A 21,463-nucleotide genomic window follows, 5' to 3' on the forward strand; every position below is an offset into this window, starting at 1 on the left:
CTCGCGACACTCTAGGGACGCGCGGCCCGGGCCGCGCGGTGGTCGCGCTCCCACGTTCGGGAGGGGTGTCGCACCGGCGGCTGAACGACGGGCGAACGCTCGGCGAACATCACCCGCGACCCCCTGACGAGGGCCGCGAGCGCGACCATACTTCCGCTGTGCATGATGAGATCGCCCGCCTGGCGCGCCACGTCGCCCCACGCGGAGCCACGCGCGCCGGGGCGATCGCGGACCTGGCGCGGCCGGTGCTCGTGGTCGGCTCCACGTTGCCGGTCGGGGAGCTCGAGGTGATGTTCCGGCGGCCCGAGGTGGGCTCCGTCGCGGTGCAGGACGACGCCGACACGACCCGCACGGGGATCGTCACGCGCGCCGGGCTGACGGCGGCGCTCACCGGGCGTCTCGGGTACGGCCGGGCGGTCCTGGAGCGCCGGCCCACGGGGGCGGTGGCGGACTGGTCCCCCCTCGTCGTCGGGCCGGGGACGCCGGTCGCGGACGTCGCCGGGCTGGCGATGTCCCGGACGGCCGTGCGGCGCTACGACGACGTCCTGGTGCCCGGCCCGACGGCGTGGGGCGCCGCGAGCACGGCCGACGTCATGCGCGCCGTCGTCGCCGAGCTGGCCGACCGATCCACGCACGACCCGCTCACCCGCCTGCCCGGGCGAGCCGCCACCTGGTACGCACTCTCCCGGCGCTGCGAGCTCGTGCGCGGCGGCGCGACCCGCGTCGTGCTCGTGCTCCTCGACGTGCGCGGGCTCGGCGGGCTCAACGCCGAGCGAGGGCAGGACGACGGCGACGCGCTGCTCGTCGAGCTGGCGGCACGGCTGCGAGCGGCGATGCCCGCCGGGTGCGAGGCCGGCCGCGTGGACGGCGACGGGTTCGCCGTGCTCGCGACCCTGCCGGCGATGGACGACCTCCGTGCCGCGGCGTCCGCCGAGGCGTTGCGGCGGCACGTGCTGGCGCAGCTCGCCGACCCGCCGGGAGGGTGGGACGCCGTCGTGTGGCCCGCGCTGCACTCGGCCGCCGCCTGGTCGGTGGCCGGTGCGGCGGACGCGGACGAGCTCGTCGCCCAGGCGGAGCGGCGCCTCCTGCGGGAGCGGCGCGCGGCCGTCCTGGTCTGAGGCAGGGAAAAGCCCGCGGGCTGGAGGTCGAACCTCCTGCCGTGCTGGACGAGGGCACGGCACCCGCGGGCTCCGGTGGTCGCGAGGAACTCGCTACCCGTCCCGTGCGCCGTCCTGCCTGACGACCGGTCGTCAGGGGGACAGCGCGAAACGCTCAAGGGCGCACGCGACTAGCGCGCGACCACCTCATGGGTCCGAAGAGTCTTCACTGCTTCGATCACCTCCTTTCTCATGTGCCGACGACGGTACGCCGCACCCCCGGGCGAGGCCAAGGGTTTTCCTCAGGGTGAACGACGACGGCCGGGGAGGTCTCAGGCGCGTCGCAGGTGAGCCCACTCGCCGGGGTAGTCGTCCAGCCACTGCGCGAGGGAGCGCGCGGGCCGGCCCACCAGGCGGGAGACGTCGTCGGAGACGTGCGCCAGCTCGCCCGCGGCGATCGCCGTGTAGGACGTGACCCACCCCTCGACCTCGAACGGCTCGGCGCCGTAGCCGGCGCGGGAGGCGTACGCCTCCTCCACGGTCTCCGGGTCGTAGGTGATGGCCCGGCCGGCGGCGCGGCCGAGCGTCGTCGCGACCTCGTCGAGCGTCAGGGCCTGCGGCCCGGTGACCTCGTAGACGGCACCGTCGTGGCGGGCAGGCCGCTCGTCGAGGATGACGGCGGTCGCGACGTCCGCGACGTCGTCGTGCGACACCGCGGCGACGCGGCCGTCGCCCGCCGGGCCGCGGATCACGCCGTCGCGGCCCACGAACGTGCTCAGCGCGTGCAGGTAGAGGTTGTCGCGCAGTACCGTCCACCGCAGCCCGGTGCGTGCCGCGACGCCCGCCAGGTGCTGCTCGGTGTACCAGTGGTCGCGCGCGAACGTGAAGACCGCGTCCCGGGCGGCGCCCGCGAACGACGTGTACACGAGCCGCTCGACGCCGACCTCCGCCGCCGCGTCGATCATCGCCGTGTGCTGCGCGACGCGGTCGGGGGCCTCCCGCGCGCTCACCAGGAAGACGGTGCGCGCTCCCTCGAAGGCCGCCCGCATCGCCGCGGCGTCGTGATATCCGTCCGCCACCGCGACCTCGGTGACGGGCAACGGACGGCCGTCGCTCAGTCGGGGCGCCCGTGCCCGGTCGCGCACCACCAGCCGCTGCCGCGCACCCTCCGCGGCCAGCCGGAACGCGAGCCGCGACCCGAGGCGGCCACTGGCCCCCGTCACGGCGACCAGCCCGTCCGCCGCCCATCTCGCCATGCCCCACGGTAGGCACGACCGTGGCGGTAGGGCCCGTCGAGCGGGTCGGCCGGGCGAGAATGGCGCGGTGAGTGTGATCCCGTTCCGTGTCATGACCGTCTGCACCGGCAACATCTGCCGGAGCCCGATGGCCGAGATCGTGCTGCGCGACCGGCTCGACGCCGCCGGGCTCGGCGACCAGGTCGAGGTGAGCTCCTCCGGGGTGAGCGACGAGGAGCACGGCCGCCCGGTGGACCGGCGCGCGCGCCGCACGCTGGAGGCCCACGGCTACCCCGGCGGCGACGGGCACCGCGCGCGCCAGGTCACCGTCGACGACCTCGCCTCCAGCGACCTGCTGCTCCCGATGACCGCCCAGCACGCGCGACGGCTGCGCCGCCTCGCCGCCGGGGCGCCTGCCGACGGCCTCGCCGAGATCCGCATGTACCGGTCGTTCGACCCGGACGCGCCGGTCGTCGAGCCGGGCGGCGACGAGCAGCCTCTCGACGTCGACGACCCCTGGTACGGCGACGAGGCCGGGTTCGAGGACTGCCTGGCCGAGATCGAGGCCGCCGCCGACGGCGTCGTCGCGCACGTGCGCGACCGGCTCACCGCCCGCGAGCAGGCCAGCTGACGGCGGCCCGTACCCCCGGGCCCGTCTCCCGGTCTCCGGGGTGGAAGGATCGCCGCATGACGACGACCCCCTCCCTCACCGTCCGCCGCGCCCGCGCCGAGGAGTGGCGCGAGACCCGGGAGCTGCGACTCGCGGCGCTGCGGGACCCCGCGGCCCCGGTGGCGTTCCTCGAGACGCACGACGTGGCCGAGGCCCGGCCGGACGAGTTCTGGCAGCAGCGCGCGACCACGGCCGCGACCAGCGACGCCGTGTGCGCGTTCGTCGCCGTCGACGCGGACGGGCGCTGGGTGGGCGCGACCACGGGCCTCATCGAGGAGCCGGGCGCGACGGACGTGCTCGGCGGCCCGGTCGAGCAGCGCCAGGTGCACCTCGTGGGCGTGTTCGTGCGGCCGGAGGCCCGGGGTGCGGGCGTGCTGGGGCGGCTGTTCGACGGCGTCCAGGAGTGGGCGCGCGGGCAGGGCGTCGAGCGCGTCCGGCTGTGCGTGCACGTGGACAACCCCCGCGCGCAGGCCGCCTACCGCAAGCTCGGCTTCGCGCCGTCGGGCGTGCGGTTCACCCTCGAGCAGGGCGAGGAGCTGGAGATGGTGCGGGCGGTGTGACACGCCGCCGGTCGGCGCGACGGCGGAACGTGCGCTGCCACCACGCCCCCGCCCCGGAGCGTTCGGGCGCGGGAGGCGTCGGACGCGGCCCGACGTAGGCCGCGAACCAGCGGGCGGTCTCGCGCCAGACCACCTCGCGCACGTCCGGCGCGGACAGGGTCACGTCGTGCACGGCGCCGTCGAGCCGCACCAGCGTGACGAGGCTGCCGAGCGCGGGGACCCGCAGCGCCACGCCGCCGACCTCCAGCACCGAGTCGGTCCGCAGCATCTCGGGGCTCCACCGCAAGGGCGCCGTCGAACGTGCCGAGAGCAGCACCAGCACCGGGACGTCGATCCCGAGCCCCCGCGACACCCGGTCCTGCCCCTGGAAGATCGCGGCCAGCCATGCCGGCGTGGTGCGCCAGCCCTTGTCGGGACGCCACAGCGGGTCGATGTCCCACGCCCCGTCGAACCGGCTCGACACGCTGCGCACGTAGTACCCCAGGTCGACGTTCACCAGGTGGCTGCGCGGCGCGAGGGCGGCCCGCGCGCGCAGCCCCGGCTCCAGCACCCACCGGCCCACGCTGCGGGTCTGGAACTCGAGCCACGGGCTGTTCAGCACCAGCGCCTCCGCCCGGCCGGGCTTGTGCGCCACCCACAGGCTGAGCACCAGCCCGCCCGTGGAGTGCCCTATGAGCACCAGGCGACGGTCGGACGACGGCTCCGGGCCGTGGCCGAGGACGGCGAGCGCGGCCTCGATGTCCTCGTCGTACGTCGCGAGCGCCGTGATGAAGCCGGGCGTCTGGTGGTCGCGCAGGCTGCGGCCGTACTTGCGCAGGTCGAGGGCGTAGAACCGGGCGCCCTGCCGCTCCCAGAACGCGGCGAGGTGGGTCTGGAAGAAGTAGTCGGTCCAGCCGTGCACGTACAGCACGTCCACGCCCGCGTCCGGCACGCCGCCGGGGTCACCGGGCTCGGGCGCCCGGCGCACCAGGGTCGCGACGACCGGGCCCTCGAAGTCCTCCTCGAGGTCCAGCGTCGTCTGCTCGAAACCGGGCAGCACGTCGGGCGTCCACACGGCGCTCGTCCCGTCCACCCCCACGTCCCGAAGGTAGAGAACGTGGCGCGCCCGCGCGACCCGACGCCGCCCTGGCACCGTGGATCAGGGCGGGCCCTAGACGACCAGCCAGAGCAGCCAGGTGAACAGCAGGCCCAGCACGGCGATGATCGTCTCCATCACCGTCCACGTCTTGAGGGTCTGGCCGACCGTCATGCCGAAGTACTCCTTGACCAGCCAGAACCCGGCGTCGTTGACGTGGGACAGGATGAGCGACCCCGCGCCGATGGCGAGCACGACGAGCGCGAGGTGGGTCGGGGTCAGGCCCGTGGCCAGGGGCGCGACGATGCCGGACGCCGTCACGATGGCGACGGTCGCCGAGCCGGTGGCGATGCGCACCAGCACGGCGATCAGCCAGCCCAGGAGGAGCAGGGACAGGCTCATCGCCACCGCCGCCTTGCCGATCGCGATGCCGGTGCCGCCCTCGACCAGCACGGCCTTGAAGCCGCCGCCGGCACCGACGATCATCGTGGCGCTCGCGATGGGCTTGAGGCTCTCCGTCATCTTGGAGCTCAGGGTGCCGAGGGAGAAGCCGACGCTCGTGCCGAACGTGATCATCGCGAGCAGGACGGCGATGAGCAGCGCCACCAGGGGCTCACCGATGAACGACACGAACGGGTAGAACCACGAGTCGGGGCTGGCCCAGACCTCGACGCCGGCGCGCACCAGCATGAGGATCACCGGGCTGAGGATGGTCACGAGGGTGAGCACGAACGTGGGGTTGCGCGTCTTCACGGTGCCCGGCTCGTCGGTGCCGTCAGTGCCGCGGGTGTCCTCCGCGACGATGCCGCCGCCGCCGCCCTGGGCGCCGATCGGCACCAGCTTCGCGGCAAACCGCCCCCACACGGGGCCGGCGATGATCACGGTGGGCACGGCGATGAGCAGGCCGAGGGCCATGGTGATGCCGACGTCGGCGCCGAGGTTGCCGATCGCGGCGAGCGGACCGGGGTGCGGCGGCACGAAGCCGTGCAGCACGGACAGGCCGGCCAGGGCCGGCATCGCCAGCAGCATCGCGGGCAGCCCGGAACGCCGCACGGCCAGCATGATCACGGGGATCAGCAGCACCAGCCCGACCTCGAAGAACATCGGGATGCCGATGAGGAACGCGATGAGCGCCATGCGCCACGGCAGGCTCCCCGTGCTGCCGCGGAAGATCTTGTCCACGATCTCGTCCGCGCCCCCGGAGTCGGCGAGCAGCTTGCCGAGCATCGCGCCCAGCACCACCAGCACGCCGACGCTGCCGAGCACGTCGCCCACGCCGCCCTCGAACACCTTGGCGACGTCGCCGAGCGGGATGCCCGACCCGATCGCCACGAACAACGACCCGAGGGTCAGGGCGAGGAAGCCGTGCATCTTCAGCATCGTGATGAGCAGCACGACTATCGCGATGCCGATGGCCGTGACCACCAGCACCTGCGTGTCGTGGCTGCTCCACGGCTGGTTGATGAGCTCGAGGGTGTCGTCGTCCCCGGCTGCCTGAAGCAGTGATCGCATCGGGGGTGTCTCCTGTCTGTCGGTCCGCGTCGGTGTGGACGTCAGCGGGTGCCGTTCCCGGTGCGCCGCAGCGCGCGGCCGGGAAGGGCGTCGGTGCGGACGGCGTCGTCGATGACGGCGACGCCGTCGACCAGGACCAGGTCGATGCCCGTCGCCTGCTGGCGCGGGTCCTCGAACGTGGCGGTGTCCTGGACGGTGTCGGGGTCGAGCAGCACGAGGTCCGCGGCGTAGCCGGGGCGGACCAGGCCGCGGTCGACCAGTCTCAGGCGGGCCGCGGGGCGGCCGGTGAGGTGGTGCACGCAGTCCTCGAGGGTGAGGACGCCGAGCTCGCGCACGTAGCGCGCGAGGTAGCGCGGGAAGGTGCCCCACGCGCGCGGGTGGGGGCGGCCGCCGACGAGGATCGCGTCCGAACCTCCGCAGTGCACCCGGTGCTGCATGATCGCGCGCACGTTCTCCTCGTGGCCCACGTGCTGCAGGATCGTCGTGCCCAGCCGGTCGGCGAGGAGCTGCTCCACGAAGACGTCGCCGGGCTCCCGGCCCTCGTCGCGCGCGATCGCCTCGACGGTGCGTCCCACCCGGTGCTCGAGCGCCGGGTTCTGCACCCCGCTGACCTCGATGGTGTCCCACTCGGCGACGCAGCCGTGGCAGCCGTCCGTGCCGACGTGCTCCACCTCGTGCAGGATGCGGGCCCGGTCGTCCGGGTCGGCGAGCCGCGCCAGCAGGGCGTCAGGCCCGCCGGAGAACGCCCAGCTCGGCAGGACGGCGCTGAGCGTCGTCGAGCCCGGCAGGTACGGGTAGGTGTCGAGCGTGACGTCCACGCCGTCGTCCAGGGCTCGGTCGACGAGGGCGAGGAACTCGCCCGCGCGTCCCTTGTTCGGCGCGAAGTTCATCGTCGCGTGCGTGAGGTGCAGGGCGCAGCCCGTGGCCCGCGACAGGTCGATCATCTCCGCGTACGCCTCGAGCGCGCCCTTGCCGTACGACCGCGTGTGCGGGCTGTAGTAGCCGTCGTGCGCGGCGACGACGCGCAGCAGCGCGGCGAGCTCGGCGTCGTCCGCGTACATGCCGGGCGTGTAGGTGAGGCCGCTGCTCATCCCGAGCGCACCCTCCCGCATCCCCTGCGCGAGCAGCTCGCCCATGCGCGCCACCTCGGCGGCGGTGGCGGGCCGCTCGTCGGGACCCACGACCAGGTGGCGCAGCGTGCCCTGGGGCACGAGGTACGCGGCGTGGCACGCGATGCCCCGGTCCAGCCGGTCCAGGTAGCCCGCCACGGACTCCCAGTCCCAGTCGAAGTCCGGCGGGTCGTCGTTCCAGCCCGCGATCTGGGCACGGACCGCCGTCCGGGTGCGCTCGTCGACGGGCGCGAACGACAGGCCGTCCTGGCCCAGCACCTCGAGCGTGACCCCCTGGCTCACCTTCGCCGTGTGGTCCGGGTTGGCGAGGAGCTGCACGTCCGAGTGGGCGTGCATGTCGATGAACCCGGGCGTCAGCGCGCGCCCGCCCGCGTCCACGGTGCGGTGCGCGCCGCCGGCGCGGGCGTCGGAGCGGCCCGCGTCGACGGCGGTGATCCGCCCCGCGGCCACGGCGACGTCGGCCACGACGCCCGGCGCGCCGGTGCCGTCCAGCACCAGCGCGTCACGGACCAGCAGGTCGGCCGTCATCCCGCGCTCAGAACCACGTGCGCACGAGGTCGACGACGACCGGGTCCGCCGCGTCGGCGTCGTCGACCACCGGCACGAGGGACCACTTGTCCATCGCGGTGCACGGGTGCGACAGGCCGAGCCGCAGCTCGTCGCCGATGCGCACCGGCGCCTCGCCCTCCCACCGGAGGAAGCCGTGCTGGTCGTTCAAGGCGGTGACCTGGGCGCCGGGCAGCGCGGTGGGCGCCTCCCCCGCCTCGCGCGGGCGGCGGAGCTGCACCTCCGGCATGCCCTCGTCGAACGGGAGGTCGCGCTTGCCGGCGTCGAAGAGCGCCAGCCCCGGCTCGGGCTGCGAGGTCACCCGGACCCAGCCGTGCATGGCGCTGCGGAACCCGGGGCCGTCGGTGCGAGGCTCCTCGCCGAGCGGTGAGATGTGCCGGTAGAAGCCGTCGTCGTGCACGACGTACGCGCCGCTGCGCAGCACCACGCGCGCCCCCTGCGTGGTCAGCGGGGACAGCACCTCGTCGACGAGGTCGAAGTACGCGCTGCCGCCCGCGGACACCACAGGCACGTCGACCTCGTACGCGTCCGCCAGCCGGCGGTGCACCTCGACCATGTCGTCCAGGTAGCCGCGCACCACGTCCCGGCTGTGCGCGTCGGAGTCGTGCGCGAGCGCGCCCTCGTACCCGGCGACCCCCGCGAGGCGCAGGTGCGGCGAGGCGACGACGCGCTCCGCCACCGCCAGCGCCGTGTCCAGGTCGCGGGCGCCGGTGCGGCCCCCGGCACCGCCCCGCTCGACGAGCACGTCGACGGGCGGGCGCGAGCCGGCGTCGGCGACGTGGGCCGCGAGCGCGTCGTGCATGAGGTCGACCGTCGCCGGCGAGTCCGCCCAGACCAGGACGCGCAGGTCGCGGTCGGCAGCCAGCTCGTCGGCGATCCAGCGCAGCGCGAGGGGCGAGATGACGGTGTTCGCGACCATGACCCGGCCGACGCCGAACTCCAGCGCGACGCCGAGCTGGAACGGGTTCGCCACCGTGATCGCCCACGCGCCCGCGTCGATCTGCTCCGCCCACAGCTGCGGCGCCATCGTCGTCTTGCCGTGGGGCGCGAGGTCGAGGCCGCGCGCGGCGCACCAGTCGGCCATGACCCGCAGGTTGGTGTCGAGGGCGGCGCGCGAGAGCGTGAGCAGCGGGGTGGGCAGCTCCGACAGGCGCGGGCGGCGCTCGCGGACCTCCGCCACGGTGAGCCCCCAGAACGTCGGCGGCAGGGCCTTGTGGCGCCAGTCGACACGCTCGCCGTCGCGGCGCGCGACCTTCTGACGGTCGATCCGACAGGCGTCGTCGGCTCCGGTGCGGTCCATCGGCAGACCCTCCTTGCTCCCGCTGCGTTGCGCATAGCGCAACGTTTGTTGCGCATGGTGTGGCACCTTGCTAGCATCGCGCCGGTCGTGCCGTCAATCCGGCACGAGTCCGAGCATGTGCCCGCTGGTCTCCCAGCGCGAGCCGGGCAGCAGGTCAGGGAGGGTGCGATGAGCCAGAGCGTGGGTCGGGCGCTGCAGATCGTGGGCCTCCTCGGCCACGGGTCGCGCACCCTCGACGACCTCGCCCAGGAGCTGGGCGTGCACAAGACCACCGTGCTGCGCCTGCTGCGCGCGCTCGAGGAGGAGCGCTTCGTGCGCCGCGACGACCGGCACCGCTACTCGCTGGGCTCGCGCCTGTTCGAGCTCGGGCGCCAGGCGCTCGAGGGCCACGGCGTGCGCGACGTCGCGCTCCCCCACCTGGAGCGCCTCGGGCGCGACACCGGCGGGCAGGCCGTGCACCTCGCCGTGCTCGAGGGCACGCGCCCCGTGTACGTGGCGAAGGTCGAGAGCACCAGCTCGGTCCGCATGTACTCCGAGCTCGGGCTCCCGGCGCCCCTGCACGCCACCGCCGTCGGCAAGGTGCTCGCCTCCGAGCTGCCCGAGGGCCGGCTCGCCCAGGTGCTGGCCGCCTCCGACTTCCATGCCTTCACGCCCCGCACCCTCACCGACCCCGACGCCTACCGTGCCGAGCTGGCGCGTGTGCGCGAGCAGGGCTGGGCGCAGGACGCCGCGGAGCACGAGCCCTTCGTCAACTGCGTCGGCGCGCCCGTGCGCGACGCGTCCGGCACGATCGTGGCAGCGGTGTCCGTCTCCGTGCCCGACGTGATTCTCGACCTCGACGGGGTCCGCGACCTCGTCCCGCTCCTCACGGCGACCGCCGCCGCCGTCGAGGCCGACTGGGCGGGGCGTGACACGTCCCGTCACCCCTCCACCGAAAGGACCCCGGCATGACCACCAAGACCGCGATCTCCACCGACCAGGCTCCGGCACCCGCGCACACGTTCCACCAGGGCGTGCGGGTCGGCAACCTGCTGCAGGTCTCGGGCCAGGGCCCCGTGGACCCGGCCACCAACGAGTACCTGTACCCGGGCGACGTGGCCGCGCAGACCACGCGCACGCTCCAGAACGTCGAGGCGATCGTCACCGCCGGCGGCGGCTCCCTCGCCGACGTCGTCATGCTGCGCGTCTACCTCACCACCCGCGACGACTTCGCCGCGATGAACGACGCCTACGGCGCGTTCCTCACCGAGCGTCTCGGCCCCGACGCCGTGCTGCCGTCCCGCACCACCGTGATGGTCGAGCTGCCGCGCGAGGAGATGCTCGTCGAGATCGACGCGCTCGCCTACGTCGAGTGATTCGTCGAGTGATTCGTCGAGTGAGGTAGCCCCCACCTATCCCGCGGCGCCCTCCGCGCCCGCGAGCAGCGCCGGCAGCCCCGTGACGTCGGCGAGCACGTGCTCCGGGCGCGGCAGGGCGCCGTCGTGCTCCTGCCGCGCGAACTTGCCGGTGCGCACCAGCACGGTGCGGACCCCGGCGGCACGGCCCATCGCGACGTCCGACGAGCGGTCGTCGCCCACGACCCACGTGCGTGCCGGCCCGGGCGCGGGGTCGACCGTGCCGAGCGCGAGCCGCAGGAAGTCGGTGCTCGGCTTGCCCAGCGTGCGCGCGGTCACCTCCGCACCGTGCTCGATCGCGGCGACCACCGACCCCGTGTCCAGGGCCGGACGCCCACCGCGCAGGAACCAGCGCCCTTGCTGCAGCGCGAGCAGCTCCGCACCGCCGAGCACCGCGCGGAACGCCCCGTCCAGCGCCGGGTAGTCGAGCACGTCGTGCACGTCGCCCACCAGCACGTGCGTCGGGCCGTCGTCCACGCCGACGACGGTGAGGCTCGCGGCGAGCTGGTCGCGCACCGCCCCCGTCGCGAGCACGTGCACCCGCGCGTCCCGTGGCCTCAGGTCGGCGATCGCCGCGTCCACGGGCGTGAACAGCTCCGCCGCGTCCAGGGCCAGGCCCATGTCGCGCAGCATGGCGACGACCGACGGCGAGTCCTGCGAGTCCGTGTTGGTGACGAACCGGACCGCGTGCCCCGCGTCGCGCAGCGCTGCGACCGCGTCGTCCGCCCCCGGCACGAGCCGGTCGCCCTCGTAGACGGTGCCCTGCAGGTCGAGCAGGACCGCGTGCCCGGTCGTCCCCCGCACCTCCTCGGACGCACCGCCCACAGTGGCCTCAGAAGATCCCGCGGGCGCGGCGGCGCTCGCGCCACCGCTGCACCTCGCGCTCGACGTCGCGCGTGGGGGTCACGACGGGCGGCCCGCCCAGCAGCTGGCGTCGGGCGTCGACGACGCGCGCGTTGAACTCCTCGACGATCGTGCGGACCCGGGACTCCTCCGGTTCGCGATCGAGGGTCTCGTCGAGCTCCGCGTCGTCACGGCGCAGCTGGCCGGCGGGCAGCACCCCGGTGATCTGCTCGCGCTCCACGAGGTTCTTCAACCACCAGTCCGGGTCGTGCGTGCCCCGCAGGCCCGGGATGGGCTTGCCCGCCAGCGGCAGGTCGTCGAACTCTCCGCGGCGGATCGCCTGGTCGACGACGGTGTCCACCCACAGGGCGCGGTCGTCCATCCGGCGCCGGGCGCGGCCGCGCGCGCCGTCCTCGGATGCCTCGGCACGTTCCGCGTCACCTGTCTCGTCGGACGTGTCGCGCGAGGCCGAGGCGGTGTCGGCGGCGATCTCCTGGTCCACCCGGTACTGCGCAGCTCGGCGGGCCGGGTCGCTCGGTTGCTCGCTCCCGGGCACGGTCCCGGGCTCGTGCTGGGAGTCGCGGCGGCGTCGGAACATCGGCATCCCTCCGGTCGGTGGTTCCAGCCTAGGCGCGCTCCGCCCGGTGGCGGCGGCGACCCGGCATGATGGCCGCATGAAGGTCTCGCGCCGCAGCCACGTGCCGCCGTTCGCCGTCATGCAGGTGCTGGCCACCGCCAACGAGCGCCGCGCCGCCGGCCGCGACGTGCTCAACCTGTGCGCGGGCGAGCCGTCGACCGGCGCGTCCGACGTCGTCCGGGAGAAGGCGGCCGACCTGCTCCGGCACGCCGACCTCGGCTACACCGAGGCGATGGGCGTGCCCGCCCTGCGCCGGGAGATCGCGGGGCACTACCGCCGCTGGTACGACGTCGAGGTGGACCCGGCGCGCATCGCCGTGACGACGGGGTCGAGCGGCGGGTTCCTGCTCGCGTTCCTCGCCGCGTTCGACGTCGGGGACCGGGTGGCCCTCGCGAGGCCCGGGTACCCCGCCTACAAGAACATCCTCGCGGCGCTGGGGTGCGAGGTCGTGGAGCTCGACTGCGGACCGGGCACGCGCTACCAGCCCACGGTCTCCCAGCTCATGGAGGCGTACTACGAGGGCGGCCTGGACGGCCTGGTGGTCGCCTCCCCCGCGAACCCCACCGGGACGATGCTGCCGCCCGCCGAGCTGGCCGCTCTCGCAGGGTGGTGCGAGGAGCACGACGTCCGCCTGATCAGCGACGAGATCTACCACGGCATCGCCTACTCCCCCGATGTACAGCAGGCGACGGCCGCGATGTACACGGGTTCGGGAGCGGTCGTCGTGAACTCGTTCTCCAAGTACTGGGCCATGACGGGCTGGCGCCTCGGCTGGCTGGTGCTGCCCGACGAGCTGGTCGGTCCCGTCGACGCGCTCGCGGGCAACGTGGCGCTCTCGCCGCCGGCGCTGGCGCAGCACGCGGGCGTGGCCGCCTTCTCCCCCGCGGGCTACGCCGCCGCGGCCGACAACGTGGCGCGGTACGCGGTGTCGCGCGCCGCCCTGCTCGACCGCGTCGACGAGCTCGGCTGGCGCCCCGTCGCCCCCGCAGACGGCGCGTTCTACCTGTACGGCAACGTGTCCGGCTTCCGCGACGCCGTCGGCGGGGACTCGGTGGCCTACTGCCGGCGGCTGCTCGCCGAGGCGGACGTGGCCCTCACGCCCGGTGCCGACTTCGACACCGTGCACGGCGGGGACTGGGTCCGCCTCTCGTTCGCCGCCGCGCCCGACGTCGTCACCCGCGCCGTCGACCGCATCGTGGCCTGGCACCGCACCCTCTGACGGGCTCTCTGCCGCACTCGCTGCCGACCTCTGGCGCCGGGGCTGCCCGCGCGCCGCGAGGTGGTGCGAGACGCCGCGTCGTGCGGGAGGCTCGCTCTACCTCGGGGCGCGGTGCGCCTTCGCAGGGGCGTACGGGCTCGCGAACGGAGGACGGATGATCCGGCTGGTGACGGCGAACGTCCAGCACGCGCTGGTGGACGGGCGGCAGGTGGACCTCGAGAGGCTCGGCGCGGCGCTGGCCGCGCTGGACGCCGACGTCGTGGCCCTGCAGGAGGTGGACCACGGCCAGGGGCGGTCCGGCGGCGAGGCGCAGGCGTACCGCGTCGCCGCGGCGCTCGGGATGCCGGAGCACCGCTTCCTCCCCGCGATCCGCGGGTCCCTCGACCCGGCCTGGCGCCGTCGTCGCGCCCCGCGCAGCGCCACCGGGGACGACGGCCGCATGCCCGCCCCGGCCGGCTACGGCATCGCGCTGCTGAGTCGCCACCCGGTGCGCGCCTGGCACGCGATGCGCCTGCCCGGCCTCAACCTGCCAGGGGTCCCGCCGCTCGGCGTGGACGAGCCCCGGGTGGCCCTCGCCGCGACCGTGGCGACCCCTGACGGCCCGCTGACCGTGGTCGCCACGCACCTGTCCACGAACGAGCCGTGGAAGGGTGCGCAGCTGCGCCGGCTACAGCGGCGGGTGCGGCACGCGCCGCGGCCGCTGGTCCTGCTGGGTGACCTCAACACCCGCGGTGACCTGCCGGCCCGGCGCACGGGCTGGCGGGAGCTCGTGCACGTGCCGACCTATCCGCGCACGCGGCCGCGGCTCCGCATCGACCATGTCCTGGCCGACGGCCCGGTGACGGCGACCGGGTCCGCGCGCGCCGTGGACCTCGGTGTCAGCGACCATCGCGCGGTCGTGGTCGACGTCGCGCTCGGCGGGGAGGCGGCATGACCGACGAGCCCACGGGCGGCGTCCCGGACCACGGGCGCGGCCGCTCGGAGACGCCGGAGCAGCGCTCCGACCGGAACTGGGTCGAGCTGCTCCAGGAGCTGCGCGTCATGCAGACGGGCGTGCAGATCCTCACCGGGTTCCTGCTGACGCTGCCGTTCCAGCAGCGCTTCGCCGACCTGGACTCGTACCAGGTCGGCCTCTACCTGGTCCTGGTGGTCCTCTCGGTGGCGACCACAGGGATGCTCGTCTCCCCCGTCACCCTGCACCGCGCCCTGTTCCGGCGGCGGCTCAAGCAGGAGATCGTCACCGGTGGTGACCGGATGACGCGCGTCGCCATCGTGCTCATGGCGTTCGTCATGACGGGCGCCGTGATGCTCGTGTTCGACGTCGTCGTGAGCCGCGCCGCGGGAGTGGTGGTCGGCGCGTCGATCCTCGGGGTGCTGCTGGTGCTCTGGGTCGTCGTGCCGCTCGTGGTCCGGCGGCGCAGCTAGCCGGGGCTCAGGCGGCGAGGTCCACCTGTGCGGCGGACTCGACGCGCAGGGCGTCCTCCTGCTCGCGCCGGGCCGCGGCCCGCGCCTTGCTCACGGTCAGGAGCGTCTGCGCGCCGATGACGATCCAGGCGAGGTTCGCGGCAGCGGACGGCCAGACGCCGTTGACGCCCGCGACCACGGTCATCACGACCGCGCCGCACATGTTGGTGATCTGGAACGCGAAGGAGCTCGCGGTCCAGCGGCCCTTGCTCACCATCCCGTAGGCGATGAGCCCGGCGAGGGCGCCGGCCCATCCGAGGGCAGTAATCACGGTCAGCAGGGAGATCGTCATGACGGGCACCTCCGGGTAGGTCGGCGCGGCACACCTGTGCCACGACAGAGGAAGGAACTGAGGGATGTGGACGCCGGCCACCGGGAACCGGGGGGCCGGGGCGAGGCACCGGCTTGGCGTCGAAACGATTCTGCGGTACGAAGGGCGTTCAGCACAATCAAATCTTTCTCCGACAGGTAGTTAGGATCACTACATGGCCACCGACCCACGGAGACTTGCCTTCCTCCTTGCCGTCCACCGTGCTGGAGGCGTGCTCGCGGCAGCAGACCTTCTGCATGTCACCCCGTCCGCGGTCTCCCAGCAGATCGCGCGCCTCGAGGCAGAGGAGGGCTTCGCCGTCCTCGACCGCGGGCCGCGCGGCGTGACGCTCACGCCGGCCGGTCGGGTGCTGGCCGAGGCGGGCGAGCGCATCGAGGGCGAGCTCCTCGAGGCCCGCCAGGCGATCGCGGCGCTCGGCGAGGGGGTGAGCGGACGCGTCGTCCTCGGCGCGTTCCAGACGGCGATCCGCGCCGTCGTCGCGCCGATGCTCATGGATCTGGCGGAGCGGTACCCGGGCGTCGAGGTCGACGTGCGCGAGCACGAGCCCGCCGAGGCCGTCCGCATGCTGCGTGCCGGCGACCTCGACGTGATCCTGCTCGAGCGGGACGCCGACATGGACGCCCCCGCCCCGCGCGGGGTGCACGACGTGCCGCTGCTCGACGAGCCCTGGTGCGTCGTCGTCCCCGCGAGCCTGCCGATGCCCGAGCGGCTCGACGACCTCGCGAGCCTGCAGTGGATCGGGGCGGAGAAGGACACGGCCTCCGACCGGGCGCTGCGCCGCCTGGCGCGCACGCTGGGCACCACCATGAACCAGCGCCACCGGTTCTTCGACTTCGACACGGCGCTCGCGCTCGCCGCCGCGAACCAGGGTGTCGCGATGCTCCCCGCCCTCGCGCTGCAGGGCGGTGACGTGCCCGAGGGGCTCGAGGTCGCCCGGCTCGCAGGCCTCGGCACCCGCCGCATCGTCGCGCGGCACCGGGCCACCCGCCACGAGCCGGGGCCGGCCGTGCGCGCCGTCGTCGACGCGATGGTCGAGGTGACCCGGGACCTCGAGCTCGGCTGACCCCGTGGCGCGGGCCGGCCGCCGAGCCCCGGCGACGCCCGGCGCGCGTCCGGGCGTGGACGCTCCTAGCATCGCGACCATGAGCGACACGACTGCGGGGTCGGCGGGTTCGGGCACGGGGGCCGCTCCCCTGTCCGACCGCACGTTCGGCGTGGTGCGGCGCCTGTGGGGGCTGGTCTACCTGCGCGCACTTCTGTACCTCGCTGCGGGCATCGTGCTCTTCGCGAACCCGGACCGGGGCCTGGTGTGGGTGCGGTGGATCGTGGGGGCGCTGATCGTCGCGCAGGGCGTGCTGCTCACGGTCGAGGGCGCCCCGACGAAGCGCTCCGGCCGGCCGGAGGGCGCGGGCGACGAGATCAGCTGGCGGCTCATCGCGGGCGTCGTGAGCCTCCTCGCGGGCGTCCTCGTCATCGTGTGGCCGTCCATGACGGGCCCGGTGATGTACCTGGTCGTGGCCGTGTGGGCGTGTGCGGCAGGCGTCGTCGGGGTCATCGGCGGGCTGCGGGGCCGCGCCCTGCGGACCGCCTCCTGGGACTGGCAGCTCGTGAACGCGGTGCTGTGGGTCGTGCTCGGCCTGGTCATGCTGCTGCGCCCCGGCGCCGACGTCGCGACGTCGGCCCAGCTCCTCGCGATGTACCTGGTGCTCGCGGGCGCCGTGCTCGTGGTGGGGGCGTTCGCCACGGGCACGCGAGCCCGTGACGCACGCAAGGCCCGGCAGGACGGCGAGGCCGGGTAGGATCGGCCGCGTCACACGGCAGCCCCGGCTGCCACCACAACGCAGCGGCACCCTGGTGCTGCCGCCACATAGCCGCTCGAACCGCGACGGGAGAGCTCGCGCCGCGCCCCCGAAGGAGGGCCGGCCGGCGCCGAAGGAGCAACCCTCCCCGGGAATCTCTCAGGCACCCGTACCGTCACGGCGAGGCAACTCTGGAAAGCGGCCCACGTCGTCGTCAGCGACGGGTGGGCCCACCGACGGTGCAAGTCGGCGCGCCCCGTCGCGTCGCGGGGCCAGCCCCGCGACGACGCCACGGCGGACCGGCAAAACTCTCAGGTCGACGTGTGCGCGTCGGATGACAGAGCGGGGAGGACCTGCCCGTCCCCCGCCTGCCCCGGCCCGACCCACGGAGCGTCCGACGTGACCACCACCCCGTACGACACACCCTCGCAGGGCACCGTCGTCGACCCCGACGTCTTCGCCGACCGGCACATCGGCCCGCGGGGCCGGGAGATCGCGGCGATGCTCACGCAGCTCGGCTACTCCGACCTCGACGCGCTCGTCGACGCCGCGGTGCCGAGGACGATCCGCGCCGACCGCCCGCTCGACCTGCCCGCGGCGCGCTCCGAGGCGGAGGTGCTCGCGCACCTGCGCGAGCTCGCCGGGAAGAACCAGGTCAAGCGCCAGATGATCGGCCTCGGCTACTACGGCACCACCACTCCCCCGGTGATCCGCCGCAACGTGCTCGAGGCCCCCGCCTGGTACACCGCGTACACGCCCTACCAGCCGGAGATCTCGCAGGGCCGGCTGGAGGCGCTCCTCAACTTCCAGCAGGCGGTGGAGGACCTCACCGGCCTGGGGATCGCGGGTGCGTCCCTCCTCGACGAGGCGACGGCCGTCGCCGAGGCCGTCGCCCTCATGTGGCGCGCCTCGCGGGCGAAGAGCGGCTACGTGGTGCTCGACGCCGACCTGTTCCCCCAGAGCCTCGCGGTGACGCGCGGCCGCGCGGAGGCCATCGGGCTGCCCGTCGTCGTGGTGGGGCTCGACGCCGGGCTCGAGGCGGGGCTCGACGCCTTCGTCGCCGCGGGCGGGACGCTGCCCGAGGGCAACCTCGTGGGTGTCGTGGTGCAGCAGGCGGGCGCGTCCGGGCGGGTGCTCGACGCGCGCGGCGTGGTCGCCGAGGCCAAGGAGCGCGGTTCGCTCGTCACCGTGGCCGCGGACCTCCTGGCCCTCACCCTCCTCACCTCTCCGGGCGAGCTCGGCGCGGACGTCGCTGTCGGTTCCGCGCAGCGCTTCGGCGTCCCGCTGTTCTACGGCGGCCCGCACGCCGCGTTCATGGCGGTCCGCCAGGGGCTCGAGCGTCAGCTGCCCGGCCGCCTGGTCGGTGTCTCGACCGACGCCGACGGTGCCACCGGCCTGCGTCTCGCGCTCGCCACCCGGGAGCAGCACATCCGCCGGGAGAAGGCGACGAGCAACATCTGCACCGCGCAGGCGCTGCTCGCCATCGTCGCCTCGATGTACGCCGTGTACCACGGCCCGGAGGGCCTGCGCGCGATCGCCGAGCGCACCCACGCGCGCGCCGCGGACGTGGCTGCCGGCCTGCGCGCCGCGGGGATCACCGTCGAGCACGACGTCTTCTTCGACACGGTGCGGGCCGTCGTCCCGGGTCGCGCCCAGGAGGTCGTCACCGCCGCCGCCGACGCGGGCTACAACCTGTACAAGGCCGACGCCGATCATGTACAGATCGCCTGCGACGAGACGACGACGGCCGCGGACGTGTCCGGCGTCCTCGCCGCGTTCGGGGCGACGGACGTCCCGGCCTCCCGGGACGCCGGCCTCCCGGCCGCCGTCACCCGGACCACGCCGTACCTGCAGCACCCGATCTTCCACCTGCACCGCAGCGAGACGTCGATGCTGCGCTACCTGCGCGCGCTGAGCGACAAGGACCTCGCCCTGGACCGCACGATGATCCCCCTGGGCTCGTGCACGATGAAGCTCAACGCCACCGCGGAGATGGAGGCCATCAGCTGGCCCGGCTTCGCGGACATGCACCCGTACGTGCCCGCCGACCAGGCGCTCGGTTACGCGGAGCTCGTCTCCACCCTGGAGGCGCAGCTCGCGGAGATCACGGGGTACGCGGCGGTGTCGGTGCAGCCCAACGCGGGCTCGCAGGGGGAGTTCGCCGGCCTGCTGGCGATCAAGGGCTACCACCGGTCGCGCGGCGACGAGCACCGCGACATCGTGCTGATCCCGGCGTCCGCGCACGGCACGAACGCGGCGTCCGCGGCCCTCGCAGGGCTCCGCGTCGTCGTCGTGGCGACCGCCGACGACGGCGAGATCCAGCTCGACGACCTGCGCGCGAAGCTCGCCGCGCACGGTCCCCAGGTGGCCGGGATCATGATCACCTACCCGTCGACGCACGGCGTCTACGAGGAGCACGTCCGCGAGGTGTGCGATCTTGTACACGAGGCTGGCGGTCAGGTGTACATCGACGGGGCGAACCTGAACGCCCTGGTGGGCCTTGCGCGGCCGGGGGAGTTCGGCGGCGACGTCTCGCACCTCAACCTGCACAAGACGTTCTGCATCCCGCACGGCGGCGGCGGCCCGGGCGTGGGCCCGGTCGCCGTGGCGGCGCACCTGGTGCCGTTCCTGCCGGCCGACCCGACCCCGGGCGTCGCCCGGCACGAGGGGATCGCGCCCGTGAGCGCGGCGCCGCACGGCTCGGCGGGGATCCTGCCGATCTCGTACGCGTACCTCGCGCTGATGGGTCCGGACGGGCTCACGGAGGCGTCCAAGGCCGCCGTCCTGACCGCCAACTACGTGGCGTCGCGCCTCCACCCGTACTTCCCCGTGCTCTACACGGGCGAGAACGGCCTGGTGGCGCACGAGTGCATCCTCGACCTGCGCCCCCTGACGGCGGAGACGGGCGTGACGGCCGAGGACGTGGCGAAGCGCCTCATCGACTACGGCTTCCACGCCCCCACGATGTCGTTCCCGGTCGCGGGCACCCTCATGGTGGAGCCGACGGAGAGCGAGGACCTCGCGGAGCTCGACCGCTTCGTCGACGCGATGATCGCCATCCGCGGCGAGATCGACCGCGTCGGGGCGGGGGAGTGGACGGCGGACGACTCGCCGCTGCGCCACGCCCCGCACACCGCGGCGAGCGTCATGACCGACACGTGGGAGCACCCGTACCCCCGCGAGCTGGCGGCGTTCCCGCTGCCGAGCCTGCGGGCGGGCAAGTACTGGTCGCCGGTGCGCCGCATCGACGGCGCCAAGGGCGACCGCAACCTCGTGTGCGCCTGCCCGCCCCTCGAGTCGTACGCCGAGCCCACCGCCCACTGACCCGGTTGTGGGCGGGCGTGTGGCCCTGATTCGGGGATGAACCGGGGCCAAACGCCCGCTCACAACGCACGACCTGAGTAGCACCGAAGGGAGCCTCGATGGCCGAGGACCAGCAGGACAAGACCACGCCGCTGCACGACGAGCACGTCGCGCTGGGTGCCAGCCTCACCGGGTTCGGGGGCTGGCTGATGCCGCTGCGGTACACCTCGGACCTCGCCGAGCACCGAGCGGTGCGCGAGGCCGCGGGCCTGTTCGACCTGTCGCACATGGGAGAGATCCACCTCGAGGGCCCGGGGTCGGGCGCGGCGCTCGACCTGGCGCTGGTGGGCAAGGCGAGCGCGATCGGCGTCGGCCGGGCGCGGTACTCGATGATCTGCGCCGAGGACGGCGCGGTGCTCGACGACCTCATCGTCTACCGGCTCGCGGACGAGCACTTCCTCGTCGTCGCGAACGCGGGCAACGCGCCGCGCGTCGCGACGGAGCTGGTCGCGCGGGCCGCCGGCCTCGACACGGTCGTCACGGACCGGTCGGCCGAGACGGCGCTGGTCGCGGTGCAGGGGCCGCGTGCGGAGGAGATCCTCGCCTCGCTCACGGCCGCGGACGACGTCGAGACCGTGCGCGGCATGAAGTACTACGCCTCCGCTCCCGCGACCGTGGCCGGGGTCGCGGCGCTCGTGGCCCGCACCGGGTACACGGGCGAGGACGGCTTCGAGCTGTTCGTCCCCGCCGGGCAGGCCGTGGAGCTGTGGCGGGCGCTGCTCGCGGCGGGGGAGGGGCACGGCCTGGTCCCGGCCGGCCTGTCCGCGCGCGACTCCCTGCGTCTCGAGGCGGGCATGCCCCTGTACGGGCACGAGCTCGACGAGACCACCACGCCGTACGAGGCCGGCCTCGGGCGCGTCGTGAAGCTCGACAAGACCGACTCCGACGGCGAGCCGCTGCCGTTCGTCGGCCGCGCCGCGCTGGCGGCACGTGCCCAGAGCCAGCCGGCGCGCGTGCTCGTCGGGCTCCGCGGCGAGGGGCGCCGGCCCGCCCGTGCCGGGTACGACGTCGTGCAGCGCGGCCTGGACGGGGCCGTCGGCGCCGTCGTCGGCCACGTGACGTCCGGCGCGCCGTCGCCCACGCTCGGCTACCCGGTCGCGATGGCGTACGTGACGCCCGAGGTGTCCGCGGAGGGCACGGCCCTCGCGGTGGACGTCCGGGGCCGCGCCGAGCCGTTCGTCGTCGTGCCGCTGCCGTTCTACCAGCGTGCGTAGGACCATCGTCCTCTGACCGTCCTGATCCTCTCCACACCTGCCGAAGCCCCTGA

20 protein-coding genes and 1 riboswitch are annotated in these 21,463 nt (G+C 74.4%); of the genes, 12 read left to right on the plus strand and 8 right to left on the minus strand.

The genetic code is table 11. From position 1 onward, the window contains the following. Positions 1–158: 158 nt before the first annotated feature. On the plus strand, positions 159–1,118 hold the full coding sequence (locus tag ACFT55_RS01505; RefSeq protein WP_380240758.1) for a diguanylate cyclase domain-containing protein: 960 nt from the start codon (positions 159–161) through the stop codon (positions 1,116–1,118). Between the two features lie 311 nt (positions 1,119–1,429). Here the strand turns inward: ACFT55_RS01505 and ACFT55_RS01510 are convergent, their stop codons facing one another. Next, a complete protein-coding gene (locus ACFT55_RS01510) occupies positions 1,430–2,353 on the minus strand; it encodes an SDR family oxidoreductase (RefSeq protein ID WP_380240760.1) in 924 nt (307 codons plus the stop codon). Between the two features lie 91 nt (positions 2,354–2,444). On the opposite strand from ACFT55_RS01510, the gene ACFT55_RS01515 reads away from it, so the two are divergent. Then, on the plus strand, positions 2,445–2,963 hold the full coding sequence (locus ACFT55_RS01515; protein ID WP_380240762.1) for a low molecular weight protein-tyrosine-phosphatase: 519 nt from the start codon (positions 2,445–2,447) through the stop codon (positions 2,961–2,963). Between the two features lie 56 nt (positions 2,964–3,019). Next, positions 3,020–3,562, plus strand: a complete 543-nt coding sequence (locus ACFT55_RS01520) for a GNAT family N-acetyltransferase (protein ID WP_380240765.1) — start codon at positions 3,020–3,022, stop codon at positions 3,560–3,562. Here the strand turns inward: ACFT55_RS01520 and ACFT55_RS01525 are convergent. The 4 genes from ACFT55_RS01525 to ACFT55_RS01540 all read right to left on the minus strand — a co-directional run bounded on the left by ACFT55_RS01525 (position 3,516) and on the right by ACFT55_RS01540 (position 9,146). Continuing rightward, on the minus strand, positions 3,516–4,640 hold the full coding sequence (locus ACFT55_RS01525) for an alpha/beta hydrolase (RefSeq protein ID WP_380240767.1): 1,125 nt from the start codon (positions 4,638–4,640) through the stop codon (positions 3,516–3,518). The genes ACFT55_RS01520 and ACFT55_RS01525 overlap by 47 nt on opposite strands. Before the next feature lie 72 nt (positions 4,641–4,712). After that, entirely contained in the window at positions 4,713–6,149 is a 1,437-nt protein-coding gene (locus ACFT55_RS01530; RefSeq protein ID WP_380240769.1) for a gluconate:H+ symporter, read from the minus strand. 41 nt (positions 6,150–6,190) lie between these two features. Continuing rightward, a complete protein-coding gene (locus ACFT55_RS01535) occupies positions 6,191–7,807 on the minus strand; it encodes an amidohydrolase family protein (RefSeq protein ID WP_380240771.1) in 1,617 nt (538 codons plus the stop codon). 7 nt (positions 7,808–7,814) lie between these two features. Continuing rightward, positions 7,815–9,146, minus strand: a complete 1,332-nt coding sequence (locus ACFT55_RS01540; RefSeq protein ID WP_380240773.1) for an amino acid deaminase — start codon at positions 9,144–9,146, stop codon at positions 7,815–7,817. 168 nt (positions 9,147–9,314) lie between these two features. On the opposite strand from ACFT55_RS01540, the gene ACFT55_RS01545 reads away from it, so the two are divergent. Together ACFT55_RS01545 and ACFT55_RS01550 are read left to right on the plus strand one after the other, a co-directional pair. After that, a complete protein-coding gene (locus ACFT55_RS01545; protein ID WP_380240776.1) occupies positions 9,315–10,097 on the plus strand; it encodes an IclR family transcriptional regulator in 783 nt (260 codons plus the stop codon). Continuing rightward, entirely contained in the window at positions 10,094–10,501 is a 408-nt protein-coding gene (locus tag ACFT55_RS01550; protein ID WP_380240778.1) for a RidA family protein, read from the plus strand. The genes ACFT55_RS01545 and ACFT55_RS01550 overlap by 4 nt, the downstream gene beginning before the upstream one ends. 36 nt (positions 10,502–10,537) lie before the next feature. Here ACFT55_RS01550 and ACFT55_RS01555 read toward each other — a convergent pair whose 3' ends face one another. Together ACFT55_RS01555 and ACFT55_RS01560 are read right to left on the minus strand one after the other, a co-directional pair. Then, positions 10,538–11,365, minus strand: coding sequence for an HAD-IIA family hydrolase (locus ACFT55_RS01555; RefSeq protein WP_380240780.1), 828 nt, complete (start codon positions 11,363–11,365; stop codon positions 10,538–10,540). Between the two features lie 7 nt (positions 11,366–11,372). Beyond that, the gene (locus tag ACFT55_RS01560; RefSeq protein ID WP_380240782.1) at positions 11,373–11,981 is read right to left on the minus strand and encodes a DnaJ family domain-containing protein; all 609 of its coding nucleotides are present in this window, start codon (positions 11,979–11,981) and stop codon (positions 11,373–11,375) included. Positions 11,982–12,057: 76 nt separating this feature from the next. On the opposite strand from ACFT55_RS01560, the gene ACFT55_RS01565 reads away from it, so the two are divergent. From ACFT55_RS01565 to ACFT55_RS01575, 3 genes are all read left to right on the plus strand, one after another. Then, positions 12,058–13,239 carry an aminotransferase class I/II-fold pyridoxal phosphate-dependent enzyme gene (locus ACFT55_RS01565; protein ID WP_380240785.1) on the plus strand — a complete coding sequence of 394 codons (1,182 nt, stop codon included), beginning with the start codon at positions 12,058–12,060 and terminating at the stop codon, positions 13,237–13,239. A 154-nt stretch (positions 13,240–13,393) separates the two neighbouring features. Beyond that, on the plus strand, positions 13,394–14,173 hold the full coding sequence (locus tag ACFT55_RS01570) for an endonuclease/exonuclease/phosphatase family protein (protein ID WP_380240787.1): 780 nt from the start codon (positions 13,394–13,396) through the stop codon (positions 14,171–14,173). Beyond that, entirely contained in the window at positions 14,170–14,664 is a 495-nt protein-coding gene (locus ACFT55_RS01575; RefSeq protein ID WP_380240789.1) for a DUF6328 family protein, read from the plus strand. Before ACFT55_RS01570 ends, ACFT55_RS01575 begins: the two co-directional genes overlap by 4 nt. Before the next feature lie 7 nt (positions 14,665–14,671). Here the strand turns inward: ACFT55_RS01575 and ACFT55_RS01580 are convergent, their stop codons facing one another. Then, the gene (locus ACFT55_RS01580; protein WP_380240791.1) at positions 14,672–14,995 is read right to left on the minus strand and encodes a hypothetical protein; all 324 of its coding nucleotides are present in this window, start codon (positions 14,993–14,995) and stop codon (positions 14,672–14,674) included. 193 nt (positions 14,996–15,188) lie between these two features. Here ACFT55_RS01580 and ACFT55_RS01585 point away from each other — a divergent pair, with 193 nt between their 5' ends. The 4 genes from ACFT55_RS01585 (at position 15,189) to gcvT (ending at position 21,410) form a co-directional block, all read left to right on the plus strand. Further along, positions 15,189–16,097 carry a LysR family transcriptional regulator gene (locus tag ACFT55_RS01585; RefSeq protein WP_380240793.1) on the plus strand — a complete coding sequence of 303 codons (909 nt, stop codon included), beginning with the start codon at positions 15,189–15,191 and terminating at the stop codon, positions 16,095–16,097. A gap of 79 nt (positions 16,098–16,176) precedes the next feature. Continuing rightward, the gene (locus ACFT55_RS01590; RefSeq protein WP_380240795.1) at positions 16,177–16,833 is read left to right on the plus strand and encodes an HdeD family acid-resistance protein; all 657 of its coding nucleotides are present in this window, start codon (positions 16,177–16,179) and stop codon (positions 16,831–16,833) included. A gap of 77 nt (positions 16,834–16,910) precedes the next feature. Beyond that, a riboswitch (glycine riboswitch) is annotated at positions 16,911–17,018 on the plus strand. A gap of 214 nt (positions 17,019–17,232) precedes the next feature. Beyond that, positions 17,233–20,157 carry an aminomethyl-transferring glycine dehydrogenase gene (gene gcvP, locus ACFT55_RS01595; RefSeq protein ID WP_380240797.1) on the plus strand — a complete coding sequence of 975 codons (2,925 nt, stop codon included), beginning with the start codon at positions 17,233–17,235 and terminating at the stop codon, positions 20,155–20,157. A gap of 98 nt (positions 20,158–20,255) precedes the next feature. Continuing rightward, on the plus strand, positions 20,256–21,410 hold the full coding sequence (gene gcvT / locus ACFT55_RS01600; protein WP_380240799.1) for a glycine cleavage system aminomethyltransferase GcvT: 1,155 nt from the start codon (positions 20,256–20,258) through the stop codon (positions 21,408–21,410). Positions 21,411–21,463 lie beyond the last annotated feature (53 nt).

The sequence above is a fragment of the Isoptericola sp. NPDC057191 genome, assembly GCF_042670225.1.
Classification (GTDB): domain Bacteria; phylum Actinomycetota; class Actinomycetes; order Actinomycetales; family Cellulomonadaceae; genus Isoptericola.

Coding starts and splice junctions, on each gene's coding strand:
- ACFT55_RS01510 (WP_380240760.1), bottom strand. CDS start 2,353: ATGGCGAGATGGGCGGCGGACGGGCTGGTCGCCGTGACGGGGGCCAGT.
- ACFT55_RS01515 (WP_380240762.1), top strand. CDS start 2,445: ATGACCGTCTGCACCGGCAACATCTGCCGGAGCCCGATGGCCGAGATC.
- ACFT55_RS01520 (WP_380240765.1), top strand. CDS start 3,020: ATGACGACGACCCCCTCCCTCACCGTCCGCCGCGCCCGCGCCGAGGAG.
- ACFT55_RS01530 (WP_380240769.1), bottom strand. CDS start 6,149: ATGCGATCACTGCTTCAGGCAGCCGGGGACGACGACACCCTCGAGCTC.
- ACFT55_RS01535 (WP_380240771.1), bottom strand. CDS start 7,807: ATGACGGCCGACCTGCTGGTCCGTGACGCGCTGGTGCTGGACGGCACC.
- ACFT55_RS01540 (WP_380240773.1), bottom strand. CDS start 9,146: ATGGACCGCACCGGAGCCGACGACGCCTGTCGGATCGACCGTCAGAAG.
- ACFT55_RS01545 (WP_380240776.1), top strand. CDS start 9,315: ATGAGCCAGAGCGTGGGTCGGGCGCTGCAGATCGTGGGCCTCCTCGGC.
- ACFT55_RS01550 (WP_380240778.1), top strand. CDS start 10,094: ATGACCACCAAGACCGCGATCTCCACCGACCAGGCTCCGGCACCCGCG.
- ACFT55_RS01560 (WP_380240782.1), bottom strand. CDS start 11,981: ATGTTCCGACGCCGCCGCGACTCCCAGCACGAGCCCGGGACCGTGCCC.
- ACFT55_RS01565 (WP_380240785.1), top strand. CDS start 12,058: ATGAAGGTCTCGCGCCGCAGCCACGTGCCGCCGTTCGCCGTCATGCAG.
- ACFT55_RS01570 (WP_380240787.1), top strand. CDS start 13,394: ATGATCCGGCTGGTGACGGCGAACGTCCAGCACGCGCTGGTGGACGGG.
- ACFT55_RS01575 (WP_380240789.1), top strand. CDS start 14,170: ATGACCGACGAGCCCACGGGCGGCGTCCCGGACCACGGGCGCGGCCGC.
- ACFT55_RS01580 (WP_380240791.1), bottom strand. CDS start 14,995: ATGACGATCTCCCTGCTGACCGTGATTACTGCCCTCGGATGGGCCGGC.
- ACFT55_RS01585 (WP_380240793.1), top strand. CDS start 15,189: ATGGCCACCGACCCACGGAGACTTGCCTTCCTCCTTGCCGTCCACCGT.
- ACFT55_RS01590 (WP_380240795.1), top strand. CDS start 16,177: ATGAGCGACACGACTGCGGGGTCGGCGGGTTCGGGCACGGGGGCCGCT.
- gcvT (WP_380240799.1), top strand. CDS start 20,256: ATGGCCGAGGACCAGCAGGACAAGACCACGCCGCTGCACGACGAGCAC.